Raw genomic sequence first — 15898 nt, 5'->3', positions numbered from 1 at the left:
TTCTAGAGGTAGTACTCGGGCTCCAGAGTGCCTCCGCGGGCGGACTCGACCGTCGCGGGCGTCTGCGGGCGTATCGTCGCCGGCACCCCCACGAGCAGCGACCGCGGCGGGGCATCTTTGGTTACGACCGCGTTCGAGCCGATCGTGCTCCAGGCACCGATGGTGATCGGGCCGAGGACCTTGGCGCCAGCTCCCACGGTGACTCCGTCGTCGAGAAACGGATGCCGTCGCACGCCGCGCGAATGCCCGTGCCGGCTCTTGCCGCCCAGCGTCACCGCGTGGTACAGCATCACATCGTTCCCGAGCACGGCCGTTTCACCGATCACGACACCCATGCCGTGGTCAATGAACAGGCGACGCCCGATGGTTGCCCCCGGGTGAATCTCAATTCCGGTCAGAAACCGGGTCACCTGAGATATCAGGCGGGCCAGCAGGTGTAGTCCACGACGCCACAGACGGTTCGCGATCCGATACGACCAGACCGCGTGCAGCCCACTGTAGGCAAGGAAGACCTCGGTGTTGCTGCGCGCGGCCGGGTCGTGGGTGCGCGCCGTTGCGATGTCTTCGCGGAGGCGCTCGAAAACGCTCACTGACTCTGGGGGATTCATGGAGGGGCTGACGGCTTAGTCGAGCAGGTCTTCGTACAGCACGGTTGAGATGTACCGTTCGCCGAAGCCGGGAATGATGACGACGATGGTCTTGCCCTTGTTCTCGGGCAGTTTCGCCTGCTCGAGCGCGGCCCAGACGGCAGCGCCACCGGAGATGCCGCCGAGGATGCCCTCATCGGTGCCGAGCTTGCGTGCCGTGGCGAGCGAGTCGGCCAGGGTGACATCGGTGATCGAGTCATAGACCTGACGGTCCAGAGTTTCCGGCACGAAGTTCGCACCGAGGCCCTGAATCTTGTGCGGGCCGGGCTTGCCGCCGGAGAGAATGGGGGAGTCAATCGGCTCAACGCCGACGACCTTGAGGCTTGGCTTCTGCTCCTTGAGATAGCCGCCGGTGCCGGAAATGGTGCCGCCGGTGCCGATGCCCGCGACGAGAATGTCGACGGTGCCCTCGGTGTCGTTCCAGATCTCCACGCCGGTGGTCGCGCGGTGGATGGCTGGGTTGGCCGGGTTCGTGAACTGGCTGGCCAGAACGGCGCCCGGGGTGTTGGAAACGATCTCGGCGGCCTTCTCGACCGCGCCGCGCATACCGTCGGCACCGGAGGTCAGCACGATCTCGGCGCCGTAAGCGCGCATCATGACGCGACGTTCCTTGCTCATCGTCTCCGGCATGGCCAGAATGACGTTGTAGCCACGGGCTGCGCCGACCATAGCCAGGGCGATGCCCGTGTTGCCGCTGGTCGCTTCAACGATGGTGCCGCCCGGCTTGAGCGAGCCATCCTTCTCGGCCGCGTTGATGATGGCGACGCCGATGCGGTCCTTCACGCTGCTGGAGGGGTTGTAGAACTCGAGCTTGGCGAGAACAGTGGCGCCGAGCCCGGCGGTCAAACGGTTCAGCTTGACGAGGGGGGTCCCACCGACGGCTTCGGTGATGTCGGAATAGATCTTGGGCACGTGAGCAACTTTCATTCGGTGATCTTCGGCAAAATATGGTGTTTAGGGCCTTCACCAGCCTATGGCCCTCGGCCACTAACGGCCGGGTGCGTTACATTTCACTACGTGCCTTCTTCAGATTCTGCCCAGCCCGCCACCGTCACTTCCCTGAGAAACCAGGCCATTGCCCGGCTCGACGCTGCCGGAATCCTCGACCCGGAGGTCGACGCCGACCTGCTGATCGGCCACGTACTCGGTCAAAGCCGCGGCGAAGTGCAGGCCGCCAGCATCCTGGCCAAACCCGTCAGCAAAGCGGATGCAGTCACCATCGACCTCCTGCTGGCCCGCCGCAGTGCCCGCGAGCCCCTGCAGCACATAACAGGGCGCGCCCCATTCCGGGCGCTGGCCATCAACGTTGGACCGGGTGTCTTCGTGCCTCGCCCCGAAACCGAGCAGGTCGCCCAGTTCGCTATCGACGCGCTGCGATCGATGCCCGACGCGGAGCCGATCGGTGTCGACCTCGGCACCGGCAGTGGCGCCATCGCTCTGGCCCTGGCCACAGAGGTGCCGCACGCCCGTATCTTCGCCGTCGAGAACTCGGCGGAAGCGTACCCGTGGACCTCTCGCAACTTCGCGGAGGTCGCTGCCCCCAATGCCACCCTCACCTTCGGTGACCTCGCCGACGCCTTCCTCGAACTCAACGGCACGGTCGCCGTCGTCATTTCCAATCCCCCGTACATTCCAGCGGATGCGATTCCCCGCGACCCCGAGGTGCGCCTGTTCGATCCGGCCCACGCCCTGTTCGGTGGTCCGGACGGCCTCGACGTGGTGCGAAGCGTATCGGCGACCGGCCTGCGCCTGCTGCGACCGGGCGGTGTGCTCGTGATCGAACACGGGGAACTGCAGGGAGTGGCTATCCGGGCTCTACTAGCCGCGGACGGTTGGCGCGCCCCGGCCACCCACCGTGACTACACGAGTCGCGACCGGGCGACCACGGCGTTGCACCCCTGAGCGACGCGCGACGCAACCGGTGGCCGTGGAATCCGCTTCTCACAACCGCGCTGGGTTAGAATTGCCGGAAATGACACGTATCTACGACTGCACGAGCGACTCGGACACGGGCGAGTCCGACACGAGCCAATCGAAATACCAGGCGGCCATCGCACTGGCGTGCTCGGCGATCGGCCGAGGGGCCCTCGTCGTCATCCCCACCGACACCGTCTACGGGGTTGCCGCCGACGCGTTCAATGCCGAAGCCGTACAGCTGCTCCTGGACGCGAAGGGGCGCGGGCGCCAGTCGCCGCCGCCCGTGCTGATTCCCACCGTCAGCACCCTCGATGCCCTAGCCGTCGACGTACCGCAGCCCGTTCGCGACCTGGTCGCGGCGTTCTGGCCGGGCGGATTGACCGTCATCGTCCATGCCCAGCCGTCGCTGGTCTGGGATCTCGGCGAAACCCGCGGCACCGTGGCCCTGCGCATGCCGAGCAACCAGGTCGCGCTCGACTTGCTCGCCGCAACCGGCCCGCTCGCGGTGTCGAGCGCGAACCTCAGCGGCGCGCCCGCCGCCCTCGACGCGCTTTCCGCCGAGGCCGCCCTCGGCGAAAGCGTTGAGGTCTATCTCGACGGCGGCACGGCCGGCAACACCTATGAAAGCGCCTTCGGACTGGCTGGTGAGGGCTCCTCGACCATCGTCGACGCGACCGGCTTTGAGACCAATGGCGGTCTGCTGCACATCGTGCGCTCCGGGGTCATCTCCCGAGACGCGATCTCCGACGTCATCGGCGCACTGCTGGCCCCGGAGGCGGCGCCCGACACAGCGGCGCCCGACGCAGCGGTCGATCCCGCCGATGCAGGCGAAACGGATGCGGCACCCACACTCTCCGCGCCCTCCCAGGACGACACGGATACCAGCCGGTAGCCCATGACAGTATTCATTCTGCTCGCGCTCGTTTCGGCGATCGTCACCTTCGGGCTGTCGATCGTCGTCTACAAGCTCAGCCACAAGTACCGTCTCTACCCGAAGATTCGGGAACGTGACGTGCACACCCGCCCGACGCCGCGCCTCGGCGGAATCGCCATGTTCCTCGGCATCCTGGTCGCATTCGGTATCGCCTACCTCACGGCCGGGGCATTCGCACCGCTGCGCCTGGTCTTTGCCGACCCGCAGCAGATCCTCGCGATCCTCGGCGCAGCGCTGCTGATCGTGCTGGTCGGGGTGGCCGACGACATCTGGGACCTCGACTGGATGACGAAACTCGCCGGCCAATTCATCGCCGCCGGGCTCGTGGCCTGGCAGGGCGTGCAGATCTACTCCCTGCCGATCGGCGGACTGACGGTCTGGAGCGGCTGGACGTCGATCGTCGTCACGGTCGTCGCCATCGTCGTCGTCATGAACATGATCAACTTCATCGATGGCCTCGACGGTCTCGTCACCGGCGTCGCCCTCATCGCCAACGGCGTTTTCTTTCTGTACAGCTATCTGCTCGTGCGTGACACCTCGCCGACCAACTACTTCAACCTCGCCTCGCTGATTGCTGCCATCCTGGTCGGCGCCTGTGTGGGGTTCCTGCCGTTGAACTGGCATCCAGCGAAGATGTTCATGGGCGACGCCGGTGCGCTCCTGGTAGGCCTGCTCATGGCCACGAGTGCGATAGCCATCACCGGGCAGATCGACCTGACCTCCCTCAATCGTTCGCAGCTGTTCCCGGCCTTCATTCCCCTCCTGCTGCCCCTGGCGATCATGATCATCCCGCTGCTGGACTTCGGGCTCGCCGTCCTCCGCCGGGTACACGCGGGCAAATCACCCTTCAGTGCCGACCGAAAACACCTGCACCACCGCTTGCTCGATATGGGACATTCCCACCTGCATGCCGTGCTGATCTTCTATGGGTGGACAGCCGCAGCATCCATCGGATGCCTGCTCTACTACATCCTGCCGGTTTACCTCGGTCTTCCCACCGGCTACGCGACCATCTTCCTGGTGACCTCGCTCCTGATCTGCACCATCGTCACCCTCGCCCCGCTCGGTCGCCGCAAGACCGGCGAGTGGGCCAGCCAGTCGGCGCCGCTGCCGGTGGTCGTTCTGAATCAGCTCGACCCGCTCGACGTCGCGGCCCAGCACACCACAGACACACCCGTACTATCAGACCCCGCAACGACACGAGCGACCGCCCCCGCGGCGACGCCTGCCGAGGAGAACGCATGACCAGCACCAACACGCCCGCCCCCACCCAGCCCACCTCGATCCCCGTGCTGCGTCGCATCCTGATCTACGGCGTCTACGTCGCCGTGGCCATCGCGGTGATCGGATCCATTGTGGGCTTTGTCGTCGACGGCGGTACCGGGGTACTCAGCGCTCTGATCGGAACGGCCATGTCGGTAGCCTTCATGGGGATAACGGCCGGCAGTATTCTCCTGGCCAACCGCGTGGCCGGAAACGAATCCGCCATCGGTGGATTCTTTGGCATCATCATGGGCGGCTGGCTGCTCAAGTTCGTCGTCTTCCTGGTGCTTTTGGTGCTGCTGCAGGACCGCGCCTGGATCCAACCAATGGTGCTGTTCTTCTGCATCATTGCCGGAGTGATCGGCTCCCTCGTGGTCGATGCGGTCGTGGTGATGAAGAGTCGAATGCCCTATACGAGTGACGTCACGTTGCCCCCTGCACCCATCGACGACTGACCTTGGCACCCAAGCCTCGACCCATCCCGCTCTCGATTCGGCGCAGCGCCTGATCTTTGCTAGAGTAAACACCGATCCAACCCCGGTTTGCACATGCTTTACAGCGTAGTGAACCTGCCCATATTCGTCGATGCGCGAGCAGAGCTCACCGCCCCGAAACAGGAGAAAGCGCTGCTAAAAATCGCCGTAAACCTGATGGTCCCGTCTGCCACCGACGACGGTGAATTCCACGGTCCCTCCATCAATGAGTTCTTCCCCGATGTAATCTTCTTTGCCGATACTCCGTTCGAGATCAACCGCATTATCCTGATCCGCTTCCTCGCGGTTGCGGTCCTGATGCTGGTGTTCTGGCTCGGTACGCGTCGTATGAAGATCATTCCGACCCGCGGCCAGAGCCTGGCCGAAATGGGACTCGACTTCGTTCGCGTCAACATTGCCGAAGACCTGCTCGGTAAGAAAGACGGCAAGCGTTTTCTGCCACTTCTGACGACGATCTTCTTCATGGTGTTGTTCATGAACATCACCGGAATCATTCCGTTCCTCAATATCGCCGGCACCTCGGTGATCGGGGTTCCGCTGCTTCTCGGTGTCATCTCCTACGGAACCTTCATCTACGCCGGCGTCAAGAAGAGCCCTGCGAAGTTCTTCCGCAACTCGCTCTTCCCGCCCGGAGTCCCTCCGGCCCTGTACATCATTGTGACGCCAATCGAATTCATCTCGACGTTCCTGGTGCGACCGGTTACCCTCACGCTTCGACTGATGATGAACATGATCGTCGGACACCTTCTGCTCGTGCTGTTCTTCAGCGCCACCCAGTTCTTCTTCTTCACTGCGGATGGCGGGTTCAAGCTCTTCGGCGCTGGCACCCTCGTCTTCGGCTTCGCCTTCACGCTCTTCGAAGTGCTGATTGCCGTCCTCCAGGCTTACATTTTTGCCCTACTCACCGCCGTCTACATCCAGCTCGCGCTGGCTGAGGAACACTAGACACTTTACGAATCCGGCGATCGCCGAATTCACCACTACGGAAGGAAACACACGTGGACGCAACAACCGTTCTCGCGGAAATCAGCGGAAACATCGCGACCGTCGGTTATGGCCTCGCAGCCATCGGCCCGGCAATCGGTGTAGGTATCGTCGTTGGCAAGACCATCGAGGGTGTCGCGCGTCAGCCTGAACTGGCCGGCCGCCTGCAGGTGCTGATGTACATCGGTATCGCCTTCACCGAGGCGCTCGCCTTCATCGGCATCGCCACCTACTTCATCTTCACGAACTAGTCCTCTTCACTACTTAGTTAGGAGGCATGATGCTTCACGCAGTAATTGCAGCCGCGACTGAAGAAGCGGCGAAGAACCCGCTAATTCCAGAGTGGTACGACATCATCTGGTCGGCGGTCTGCTTTGTCGTGATTTTGTTCTTCTTCTGGAAGCTCGTGCTCCCGAAGATGCAGAAGCTTCTTGACGACCGTGCAGAAGCCATCGAGGGCAACATCGCCAAGGCGGACGACGCCCAGCGCAAGGCCGAAGCTGCACTCGTGCAGTACACGGCCCAGCTCGCTGACGCTCGCGCCGAAGCCGCTGCCATTCGTGACCAGGCCCGCACCGACGGCCAGCGCATCGTCGCTGAGCACAAGGAGCAGGCTGCGGCTGAGGCCGGTCGCATCGCGGCCAGTGCCAAGACGCAGATCGAAGCCGAACGTCAGGCCGCAGTCGTGTCGCTCCGCAGTGAGGTCGGCACCCTTGCAATTGACCTCGCCTCGGGCGTCATCGGTGAAAGCCTGTCTGACGACGCAAAGGCCAGCGCCATCGTCGATCGTTTCCTGGCTGAACTCGAAGCCAGCGAAGCACCAGTAGCAGGAAAGATTTAACCAATGGGAAGCGCCACCAGAGAAGCACTCGCCACATCGAGGGCGGCACTGTCCGTCCCCGGCAGCACGACTGATCTGGCGACGGGCGAAAGCCTCTTCGGCGCCGGTCGAGTGATCGGTTCGTCGTCGCAGCTCCTGTCGGCGCTTGGCGATGCATCAGCGGATGCTGCGGCCAAGGTCACCCTCGTTCGTGCCGTCTTCGGTGCGAGCGTGACGCCTCGGGCGCTGGATCTGCTCGCCGCAGCCGTTGCCGAACGCTGGTCCAGTCACGACGACCTGCTAGCCGGGATCGAAGAATTGGGCCTTCGGGCATGCGACCTGTCTGTTTCGGCCGAAACGTCGATCGAGGGCGAACTGTTCTCCTTCGGCAAGACCGTCTCCTCTGACGCCGAGCTCGAACTGGCCCTGGCCAGCAAGCTTGGCAAGATCGACGCCAAAGCCGCCCTGGTTGAAAAGCTCCTGGCCGGCAAGGTGTCCGGTCAGACGCTCGCAATCGTTCGCCACCTGGTGCAGCAGCCTCGCGGCCGTCGCATCGGCGAATTGCTGCGGCAGGCGGCATCCGTTGTCGCCGACCAGGCCGGAACGTCTATTGCCACCATCACTTCGGCGAGCGTTTTGACGCCCGCCCAGCTCGACCGTCTGCGCAAGAGCCTCCAGGAACGCCATGGGCGTGCACTCACCATCAACCAGGTCGTCGACCCGGCTCTGGTCGGGGGAGTACGCGTACAGATCGGCGATCTGGTCATCGACGGCAGCATTGCAACCCGCCTGGCCGATTTGAGACTCCAGCTCGCCAGCTGATTTTTGCGCAGTTCGGCAAAACCGGCAGCACCGTAAACCACGCAGTACCAGATTCAGGGCGGCAGCGTCTTGAACAGACAGAACCTGTACAGCCGTACAGAAAAGGGAAGATGATGGCAGAACTAACGATCAGCCCCGATGAGATCCGTGGCGCTCTCCAGGACTTCGTGAAGTCCTATGAGCCGAACAAGACATCGACGACCGAGGTCGGCTACGTCACCACGGCCGGTGACGGTATCGCCCACGTTGAGGGCTTGCCCGGCGTGATGGCCAACGAGCTTATCAAATTCGCCGACGGCACCCTGGGCCTGGCCCAGAACCTCGATGAAGATGAGATCGGCGTCGTCGTCCTCGGCGAGTTCGCCAGCGTTGTTGAGGGCATGGAGGTGCACCGCACCGGCGAGGTTCTCTCCGTTCCCGTCGGTGACGCCTTCCTCGGTCGCGTCGTCGACCCGCTCGGCGCGCCGATCGATGGTCTCGGCGAGATTGTCAGCGAGGCCCGTCGTGCCCTCGAGCTGCAGGCTCCCGGTGTCATGCACCGTAAGAGCGTGCACGAGCCGATGCAGACCGGTATCAAGGCCATCGACGCCATGATCCCGATCGGGCGCGGCCAGCGTCAGCTCATTATCGGTGACCGCCAGACCGGCAAGACCGCGATCGCGATCGACACCATCATCAACCAGAAGGCCAACTGGGAGTCCGGTGACACGAACAAGCAGGTTCGTTGCATCTACGTCGCCATCGGACAGAAGGGCTCCACCATCGCTTCGGTGAAGGGTGCGCTCGAGGATGCCGGAGCGATGGAGTACACCACCATCGTCGCCGCCCCCGCTTCCGACCCGGCTGGCTTCAAGTACCTCGCCCCGTACACCGGTTCGGCCATCGGCCAGCACTGGATGTACGCCGGCAAGCACGTTCTCATCGTCTTCGACGACCTGTCCAAGCAGGCCGAGGCCTACCGTGCCGTTTCGCTGCTGCTGCGTCGCCCGCCGGGACGCGAAGCGTACCCCGGAGACGTGTTCTACCTGCACTCCCGTCTGCTCGAGCGTTGTGCCAAGCTGTCCGACGCCCTCGGCGCCGGTTCGATGACCGGTCTTCCGATCATCGAGACCAAGGCCAACGACGTTGCCGCCTACATTCCGACCAACGTGATCTCGATCACCGACGGCCAGATCTTTTTGCAGTCCGACCTGTTCAACGCCAACCAGCGTCCCGCTGTTGACGTGGGTATCTCGGTCTCCCGCGTCGGTGGCGACGCGCAGGTCAAGTCGATCAAGAAGGTGTCGGGAACGCTCAAGCTTGAGCTGGCTCAGTACCGCTCGCTCGAAGCCTTCGCGATGTTCGCCTCCGACCTCGACGCGGCCAGCCGCCGTCAGCTCGCTCGCGGTGCTCGTCTGACCGAACTTCTGCGTCAGCCGCAGTACTCGCCGTACCCCGTTGAGGACCAGGTTGTCTCGATCTGGGCCGGCATCAACGGCAAGCTCGACGAGGTTCCGGTTCCCGACGTGCTGCGTTTCGAGCGCGAGCTGCTCGACTTCCTCGGTCGCAACACCGAGATCCTGAAGAACCTGCGCGAAACCAACGTTCTGTCCGACGAGACCGTTGCCGCTCTGACCGCGGGTGTCGACAAGTTCAAGCTCGAGTTCCAGACCGGCGAGGGCAAGCCGCTCGCCTCGGTTGGCAAAGAGAAGTTTGAGGCCATCGCCGCCGAAGACGTCAACCAGGAAAAGATCGTCAAGCACCGCCGCTAGTCGCTTTTCGACTTGCGGTGCCACTGATCTCATCAAACTGAAAGACAAGGAAGCAGACACATGGGAGCGCAACTTCGCGTCTACCGGCAGAAGATCAAGTCTGCCCAGACGACCAAGAAGATCACTCGGGCCATGGAGCTGATCTCCGCCTCGCGCATCCAGAAAGCGCAGGCGCGAGTCGCTGCGTCAACCCCGTACTCGCGTGCAGTGACTCGTGCCGTCTCGGCCGTGGCCACGTACTCGAACGTCGAGCACGTGCTCACAACGGAGCCGGAGAAGATCGAGCGCGCAGCGGTCGTTATCTTCGCCTCCGACCGTGGCTTGGCTGGCGCGTTCAGCTCGCAGGTTCTGCGTGAAGCGGAGTCGCTCAGTGAGCTGCTGCGCGGCCAGGGCAAAGACATCGTCTACTTCCTGGTGGGCCGTAAGGCCATCGCCTACTTCACGTTTCGGGGCCGCGCGTCTGAGCGAGTCTGGACCGGCGGCACCGATCAGCCGCAGTTCGAAACGGCCAAGGAAATCGGCGAGGCCCTGCTCGAGTCGTTCCTCACGGACTACTCCGATGGCGGCGTCGATGAGATTCACATCGTCTACAACCGCTTCGTGAGCATGGTTACCCAGGTTCCCGAAGTCGTTCGACTGCTTCCGCTCGAGGTCGTCGAGGGTGTGGAAGAACCGGGCAACAACACGGTTCTTCCGCTCTACGAGTTCGAACCCGACGTAGAAACGGTTCTGGACAGCCTCCTCCCGGTCTACATCGAGAGTCGTCTGTTCAACGCCATGTTGCAGTCGGCGGCGTCCGAGCACGCGAGCCGTCAGAAGGCGATGAAGTCGGCCAGCGACAACGCCGACAAGCTGATCACGGACTACACGCGGTTGTCGAACAACGCGCGGCAGTCCGAGATCACCCAGCAGATTTCCGAGATCGTGGGTGGAGCCGATGCGCTCTCATCCGCCAAGAAGTAACCAGAGAAGAGAGAGCAATGACTGACACCGCAACCGCGCCAGTCCGCGCGGAGGATACGGCCGGCTCTGTTGGCCGCATCGCCCGTGTCACGGGCCCTGTTGTCGACATCGAGTTTCCGCATGACTCGATCCCCGGCATCTACAACGCCCTGAAGACCACGATCACCATCGGCGACGAGTCGAACGAGATCACCCTCGAGGTTGCCCTGCACCTCGGCGATGACCTGGTTCGTGCCATCGCACTCAACCCGACCGACGGACTTGTCCGCGGCCAGGAAGTGCGCGACACCGGCAGCCCCATCACGGTTCCAGTCGGAAACGTCACCAAGGGCAAGGTCTTCAACGTCATCGGCGATGTGCTGAACGCCAAGCCGGGCGAGAAGATCGAGATCACGGAGCGCTGGCCCATCCACCGCAAGCCGCCGCCCTTCGACCAGCTCGAGTCGAAGACTCAGCTGTTCGAGACCGGTATTAAGGTCATCGACCTTCTGACGCCTTATGTTCTCGGTGGAAAGATCGGCCTGTTCGGTGGTGCCGGTGTCGGTAAGACCGTTCTGATCCAGGAAATGATCCAGCGCGTTGCGCAGGACCACGGTGGAGTTTCGGTATTCGCCGGAGTCGGTGAGCGTACCCGTGAGGGCAACGACCTCATCGCCGAGATGGAAGAAGCCGGCGTCTTCGACAAGACCGCACTGGTCTTCGGCCAGATGGACGAGCCGCCGGGAACGCGTCTGCGCGTCGCGCTCTCTGCGCTCACCATGGCGGAGTACTTCCGCGATGTCGAGAAGCAGGACGTGTTGCTCTTCATCGACAACATCTTCCGCTTCACGCAGGCCGGTTCAGAGGTCTCCACACTGCTCGGCCGTATGCCGTCCGCCGTGGGCTACCAGCCTAACCTCGCCGACGAAATGGGCATCCTGCAGGAGCGCATCACGTCGACGCGTGGCCACTCGATCACTTCCCTTCAGGCGATCTACGTTCCTGCCGACGACTACACCGACCCGGCTCCGGCGACCACGTTCGCCCACCTCGACGCCACGACCGAGCTGTCGCGTGAAATCGCGTCGAAGGGCCTCTACCCGGCCGTCGACCCGCTCACCTCGACCAGCCGTATCCTCGACCCCCGCTACCTGGGTGCCGATCACTACAACACGGCCGTTCGAGTGAAGGCCATTCTGCAGAAGAACAAGGAACTCCAGGAGATCATCGCGATCCTCGGTGTTGACGAGCTGTCTGAAGAAGACAAGGTCACGGTTTCCCGTGCCCGTCGTATTCAGCAGTTCCTTTCCCAGAACACCTACATGGCGAAGAAGTTCACCGGTGTTGAGGGCTCCACGGTTCCACTGAAAGACACCATCGAGTCGTTCACGGCGATCGCCAACGGTGACTTCGACCACGTCGCCGAGCAGGCATTCTTCAACGTCGGTGGCATCAACGACGTCGAAGAGAAGTGGGCTCAGATTCAGAAAGAGAACGACTAAGCATGGCAAAGTCGCTGTCCGTCAGCGTTGTGTCGGCCGACCAGCAGGTCTGGACCGGCGAAGCGGCGATGGTTGTCGCCAAGACCGTCGAGGGCGAGATCGGTATTCTTGCCGGTCACGAACCGATGTTGGCGATTCTGGCCGTCGGCGATGTTCGCGTCACCCTGGCCGATGGTTCCAAGGTCGTCGCGAAGGCTGAAGATGGCTTTCTGTCCGTCGACAACGACATTGTGACCGTCGTGGCTCGCAAGGCTGAACTCGTCTAACAACGGAACACCTTTGCTGATACTGCTACCGCCGTCGGAGACGAAACGCTCCGGCGGCGAAGCTGTACCCCTGGACTGGTCGCTCCTGGCGTACCCGGCTCTCAGCGGCAAGCGCCGATCCCTGGCGCGTGCGCTGGTGAGCCTGTCGCGGCACCCGGAAGTGGCGATGGCCGCCCTGAAACTCGGTCGCACCCAGCTGTTCGAACTAGACCGCAACCGTGAGCTTCTGCGGTCGCCGACCATGCCGGTCATTGACCGTTATACCGGGGTGCTCTTCGATGGGTTGGATGCTGCCACCCTGACGGTCCCGCAGCGCGAGTTCGCGCAGGCCCACCTGGTCGTGCATTCCGCGCTGCTCGGGCCGCTCGCGGCCCTGGACCCGATTCCAGCCTACCGGCTGTCGCATGACTCCCGGGTGCCGGATCTGACCTTGAACAAGCATTCGCTCAAACAACATTGGGCCGCCGACGTGCAGAAGCTCCTCGGCCGAACCGAGGGCCTGTTGCTTGATTTGCGCTCGGAGGCCTATGTCGCCCTGGGCGCCCGTCCGGTGCGCCCGAACTCGATCTACCTGCGGGTTGTCGCCGACAGCAGCGACGGCCAGAGACGCGCTCTCAATCACTTCAACAAGAAGTCCAAGGGGGAATTCGCGCGGGCATTGATCGACAGCGGGCAGGACTTCGGGGCCGTTGCCGACCTGATTGACTGGGCCCGGTCGGTCGGTATCAGCCTGGCACCCGGTGCGCCCGGTGAACTTCAGCTTCTGGTCGAGCAGCACTTGGCGAGCAAGGGCCAGCCGGCGAAGTCGACGATCTTCACGGCCCAGTAGGACGCAGACGTGTCTTCGGGAGCAGGCTAGTGGTGCATGATGCCCTCGTGATCGAGCAGCCAGGCTTTGGTGGGGATGCCCTGACCGGCACTGTAACCGGTGATTCGCCCCGTGGTCGCGAGCACGCGGTGGCAGCCGATGATGATCGGCACCGGGTTGGCGCCGACAGCTCCACCGATGGCGCGGCCCGATCCGGCGCGCCCGATGTCAGTGCCGAGCGCACCGTACGAGATGACCTCGCCGAAGCCCAGAGTTGAGAGGCGAGCCCACACGCTGCGTTGAAATTCCGTGCCGCGGGTCAGGTGCACCGGAAGGTCGAACGAGTGTCGGGTGCCCGCAAAGTACTCGTCCAGCTGCGCGGCCGCCTGTCGCAGCACGGGGGAGGGGCTCTCGGCGTATTCTGCGAGCGGAAGGTGACCGTCGGTTTCGATCGAGAGGGAGAGGATGCCGTCATCATCGGCGGTGAGTTCAAGCCGCCCGAGGGGGCTCGGCAAGCGAAGGAGCGCGGGAGGCGTGGTGGTCATATTTCGACTGTAGCCGCACCCAAATGAGCGCACTCGCGGATTTCGGACATCGGTGCCGAACGCCCGCAACGGTGCGCTGTGCAGGAGACGGTCGGTTTGCCCCGAGCAGGCCGAACGGTCATAGTCTAAAGGAATGGCTCAGATTGAATATCGCAGACTTGGCTCCTCCGGACTGACCGTTTCAACGATCGGACTGGGTTGCAACAACTTCGGCCGCAGCGGCACGGCGTCGGAGGGACAGGACGGCACGACCGCCGTCATCGATGCGGCATTCGAGGCCGGGGTGACGCTCTTCGACACGGCAGATATCTATGGTGCCGAGCGAGGGCTGAGCGAGACCCTGATGGGTCACTCGCTGCGCGGCAAACGCGACCAGATTGTGCTCGCGTCCAAGTTCGGCATGGACATGGGCGGGTTGAACGGTCCGGACTGGGGCGCGCGCGGCTCGCGCCGGTACATCCGTTTGGCCGTTGAGGCATCGCTGCGACGTTTGCAAACCGACTGGATCGACCTGTATCAGCTGCACGTCGCTGATCCATTGACACCGATCGAGGAAACGCTGTCCACGCTCGATGACCTCATCACCGAGGGCAAGATTCGCTACATCGGCCACTCCAATCTGGCCGGCTGGCAGATCGCGGAGGCGGAGTTCACCGCGCAAATGAACGGGCATCCCAAATTCATCTCGAGCCAGAACGAGTTCAGCCTGCTGGTGCGCGATGTCGAAGAGGAGGTCCTTCCGGCCGTGAACGCTTATGGCCTGGGCTTTCTCCCGTTCTTCCCCCTCTATAACGGACTGTTCACGGGCAAGTTCTCCCGCGCGGGTGGGCCAGCTGACAGCCGCATCATGATGATCCGGCGCCACCTCGTTGACGATGCTCCCTGGGACGTGATTGAGCAGTACCAGGAGTGGTGCGACGCACGTGGCGTTAGCATGTTGGCAGCGACGTTCGCCTGGCTGCTCGCCCAGCCCGGGCTGACGAGTGTGATCGCCGGCGCGACCAAGCCCGAACAGATCCGTCAAAATGCCAGCGCGGCGACCGAGTGGCAGCCGAGCGCCGACGAGGTGGCCTACATTTCGGACCTCTTTGCCTGAACGTCTGATGTGAAGTTGTGCCGAAGTCGGCGATTTTTGCGCAGCGCGCAATATTTCGGTCGACGACGTGTCGGAAAGAGTGCACTATGGCATCAGAGGTAGCTGCGCCGAACCCTCGGTCTGGGCGGTGCCTATTCACGCATCTAGACGGTTTAGTAGGAGAGTTTCGTGCTTTGGTCCTTGCTCGTGAGTTTTCTGCGGCCGTACTGGTAACTGCTCACCGGGGTGATCGTCTTTCAACTGGCCCAGTCGATCGCTTCCCTTTTTCTGCCCACTCTGAACGCCGACATCATCGACGAGGGCGTCGCTACCGGCGACACCGGCTACATTCTGCGTGTCGGCGGGCTGATGTTACTCATCACGCTCGCCCAGATCGGGTGCGCGATCATCGCCGTGTACTTCGGTGCCAAGGTGGCGATGAAAGTTGGTCGTGACCTACGCGGGGCGGTCTTTAGCCGGGTGGGGGAGTTCTCCGAGCAGGAGGTCACCCGGTTCGGCGCTCCGTCGCTGATCACCCGCTCCACCAATGACGTGCAGCAGGTGCAGATGCTCGTGCTCACGACCTGCACCCTTCTCGTCTCCGCGCCCATCCTCAGCATTGGCGGCGTGATCATGGCGATCCGCCAGGATGTGCAGCTGTCCTGGCTAATCGCGGTGAGCGTGCCGATACTGCTCATCGCGGTTGGTCTCATCGTCGTACGAATGATTCCCCTGTTTCGCAAGATGCAGACTCGCATCGACACCGTCAACCGGGTGCTGCGGGAACAACTCACCGGGATCCGTGTCGTTCGGGCGTTTGTTCGTGAGAAGCAAGAGATTGCCCGGTTCGCCAAGGCCAACCAAGACGTCACCGACGTGGCCCTGGGCTCGGGTCGGCTTATGGCGCTCATGTTCCCCATCGTCATGCTCGTGCTCAACGTGTCGAGCGTCGCCGTGATCTGGTTCGGCGCATTCCGCATCGAAGACGGTTCGATGCAGGTCGGCACACTGATCGCCTTCCTTAGCCTGAATCCACCGGTCGGCCTCTGAAGAATTCTTGATTTGGGCTCGATCCTCTTTCGTAGTTTTGGGCGCGGTCAAGCTTGGGGCCTCGATGCCTGGGTGTTC

17 protein-coding genes and 1 pseudogene are annotated in these 15898 nt (G+C 63.0%); 15 read left to right on the top strand and 3 right to left on the bottom strand.

What is annotated here, in order from left to right:
• Nucleotides 1–2 precede the first annotated feature (2 nt).
• Together epsC and cysK are read right to left on the bottom strand one after the other, a co-directional pair.
• The gene (gene epsC / locus E3O45_RS17255) at nucleotides 3–590 is read right to left on the bottom strand and encodes a serine O-acetyltransferase EpsC (RefSeq protein ID WP_134444784.1); all 588 of its coding nucleotides are present in this window, start codon (nucleotides 588–590) and stop codon (nucleotides 3–5) included.
• A 33-nt stretch (nucleotides 591–623) separates the two neighbouring features.
• Nucleotides 624–1574 (bottom strand): cysteine synthase A, encoded by a 951-nt coding sequence (cysK, locus tag E3O45_RS17250; protein WP_134444782.1) that lies wholly within the window; start codon nucleotides 1572–1574, stop codon nucleotides 624–626.
• A gap of 90 nt (nucleotides 1575–1664) precedes the next feature.
• On the opposite strand from cysK, the gene prmC reads away from it, so the two are divergent.
• The 13 genes from prmC (at nucleotide 1665) to E3O45_RS17185 (ending at nucleotide 13171) form a co-directional block, all read left to right on the top strand.
• Entirely contained in the window at nucleotides 1665–2549 is an 885-nt protein-coding gene (gene prmC, locus E3O45_RS17245) for a peptide chain release factor N(5)-glutamine methyltransferase (protein ID WP_134444781.1), read from the top strand.
• Between the two features lie 70 nt (nucleotides 2550–2619).
• Nucleotides 2620–3456 carry an L-threonylcarbamoyladenylate synthase gene (locus tag E3O45_RS17240; RefSeq protein WP_134444779.1) on the top strand — a complete coding sequence of 279 codons (837 nt, stop codon included), beginning with the start codon at nucleotides 2620–2622 and terminating at the stop codon, nucleotides 3454–3456.
• 3 nt (nucleotides 3457–3459) lie between these two features.
• Complete coding sequence (locus E3O45_RS17235) at nucleotides 3460–4743, top strand: MraY family glycosyltransferase (protein WP_092448751.1); 1284 nt, start codon at nucleotides 3460–3462, stop codon at nucleotides 4741–4743.
• Entirely contained in the window at nucleotides 4740–5216 is a 477-nt protein-coding gene (locus tag E3O45_RS17230) for a hypothetical protein (protein ID WP_134444777.1), read from the top strand. The genes E3O45_RS17235 and E3O45_RS17230 overlap by 4 nt, the downstream gene beginning before the upstream one ends.
• A gap of 195 nt (nucleotides 5217–5411) precedes the next feature.
• Nucleotides 5412–6200 carry a F0F1 ATP synthase subunit A gene (atpB, locus tag E3O45_RS17225; RefSeq protein ID WP_241980470.1) on the top strand — a complete coding sequence of 263 codons (789 nt, stop codon included), beginning with the start codon at nucleotides 5412–5414 and terminating at the stop codon, nucleotides 6198–6200.
• A gap of 53 nt (nucleotides 6201–6253) precedes the next feature.
• A complete protein-coding gene (atpE, locus tag E3O45_RS17220) occupies nucleotides 6254–6490 on the top strand; it encodes an ATP synthase F0 subunit C (protein ID WP_092448748.1) in 237 nt (78 codons plus the stop codon).
• Between the two features lie 29 nt (nucleotides 6491–6519).
• A complete protein-coding gene (locus E3O45_RS17215) occupies nucleotides 6520–7080 on the top strand; it encodes a F0F1 ATP synthase subunit B (RefSeq protein WP_134444797.1) in 561 nt (186 codons plus the stop codon).
• A gap of 3 nt (nucleotides 7081–7083) precedes the next feature.
• The gene (locus tag E3O45_RS17210; RefSeq protein ID WP_134444774.1) at nucleotides 7084–7881 is read left to right on the top strand and encodes a F0F1 ATP synthase subunit delta; all 798 of its coding nucleotides are present in this window, start codon (nucleotides 7084–7086) and stop codon (nucleotides 7879–7881) included.
• 113 nt (nucleotides 7882–7994) lie between these two features.
• On the top strand, nucleotides 7995–9632 hold the full coding sequence (gene atpA / locus E3O45_RS17205) for a F0F1 ATP synthase subunit alpha (RefSeq protein WP_092448969.1): 1638 nt from the start codon (nucleotides 7995–7997) through the stop codon (nucleotides 9630–9632).
• Between the two features lie 60 nt (nucleotides 9633–9692).
• Nucleotides 9693–10595: a F0F1 ATP synthase subunit gamma gene (locus tag E3O45_RS17200; protein WP_092448746.1), complete on the top strand. Its 903-nt coding sequence runs from the start codon at nucleotides 9693–9695 to the stop codon at nucleotides 10593–10595.
• 17 nt (nucleotides 10596–10612) lie between these two features.
• Entirely contained in the window at nucleotides 10613–12076 is a 1464-nt protein-coding gene (atpD, locus tag E3O45_RS17195) for a F0F1 ATP synthase subunit beta (RefSeq protein WP_092448745.1), read from the top strand.
• A 2-nt stretch (nucleotides 12077–12078) separates the two neighbouring features.
• On the top strand, nucleotides 12079–12342 hold the full coding sequence (locus E3O45_RS17190; RefSeq protein ID WP_134444772.1) for a F0F1 ATP synthase subunit epsilon: 264 nt from the start codon (nucleotides 12079–12081) through the stop codon (nucleotides 12340–12342).
• 13 nt (nucleotides 12343–12355) lie between these two features.
• Nucleotides 12356–13171 carry a YaaA family protein gene (locus E3O45_RS17185; RefSeq protein ID WP_134444771.1) on the top strand — a complete coding sequence of 272 codons (816 nt, stop codon included), beginning with the start codon at nucleotides 12356–12358 and terminating at the stop codon, nucleotides 13169–13171.
• A gap of 26 nt (nucleotides 13172–13197) precedes the next feature.
• Here the strand turns inward: E3O45_RS17185 and E3O45_RS17180 are convergent, their stop codons facing one another.
• Nucleotides 13198–13695 carry a methylated-DNA--[protein]-cysteine S-methyltransferase gene (locus tag E3O45_RS17180; protein WP_134444769.1) on the bottom strand — a complete coding sequence of 166 codons (498 nt, stop codon included), beginning with the start codon at nucleotides 13693–13695 and terminating at the stop codon, nucleotides 13198–13200.
• 133 nt (nucleotides 13696–13828) lie between these two features.
• Here E3O45_RS17180 and E3O45_RS17175 point away from each other — a divergent pair, with 133 nt between their 5' ends.
• Both E3O45_RS17175 and E3O45_RS17170 read left to right on the top strand, forming a co-directional pair.
• Nucleotides 13829–14791, top strand: coding sequence for an aldo/keto reductase (locus E3O45_RS17175; RefSeq protein WP_134444767.1), 963 nt, complete (start codon nucleotides 13829–13831; stop codon nucleotides 14789–14791).
• 213 nt (nucleotides 14792–15004) lie between these two features.
• Nucleotides 15005–15796: pseudogene (locus tag E3O45_RS17170) on the top strand (ABC transporter permease); the annotation flags it as partial.
• Nucleotides 15797–15898 lie beyond the last annotated feature (102 nt).

Origin of the sequence: Cryobacterium sp. TMS1-20-1, from assembly GCF_004402355.1 — a bacterium.
GTDB classification, from domain to species: Bacteria; Actinomycetota; Actinomycetes; order Actinomycetales; family Microbacteriaceae; genus Cryobacterium; species Cryobacterium levicorallinum.
Note: the sequence above shows the minus strand (reverse complement) of the source record. Positions and strands in the feature narration are given on the sequence as shown.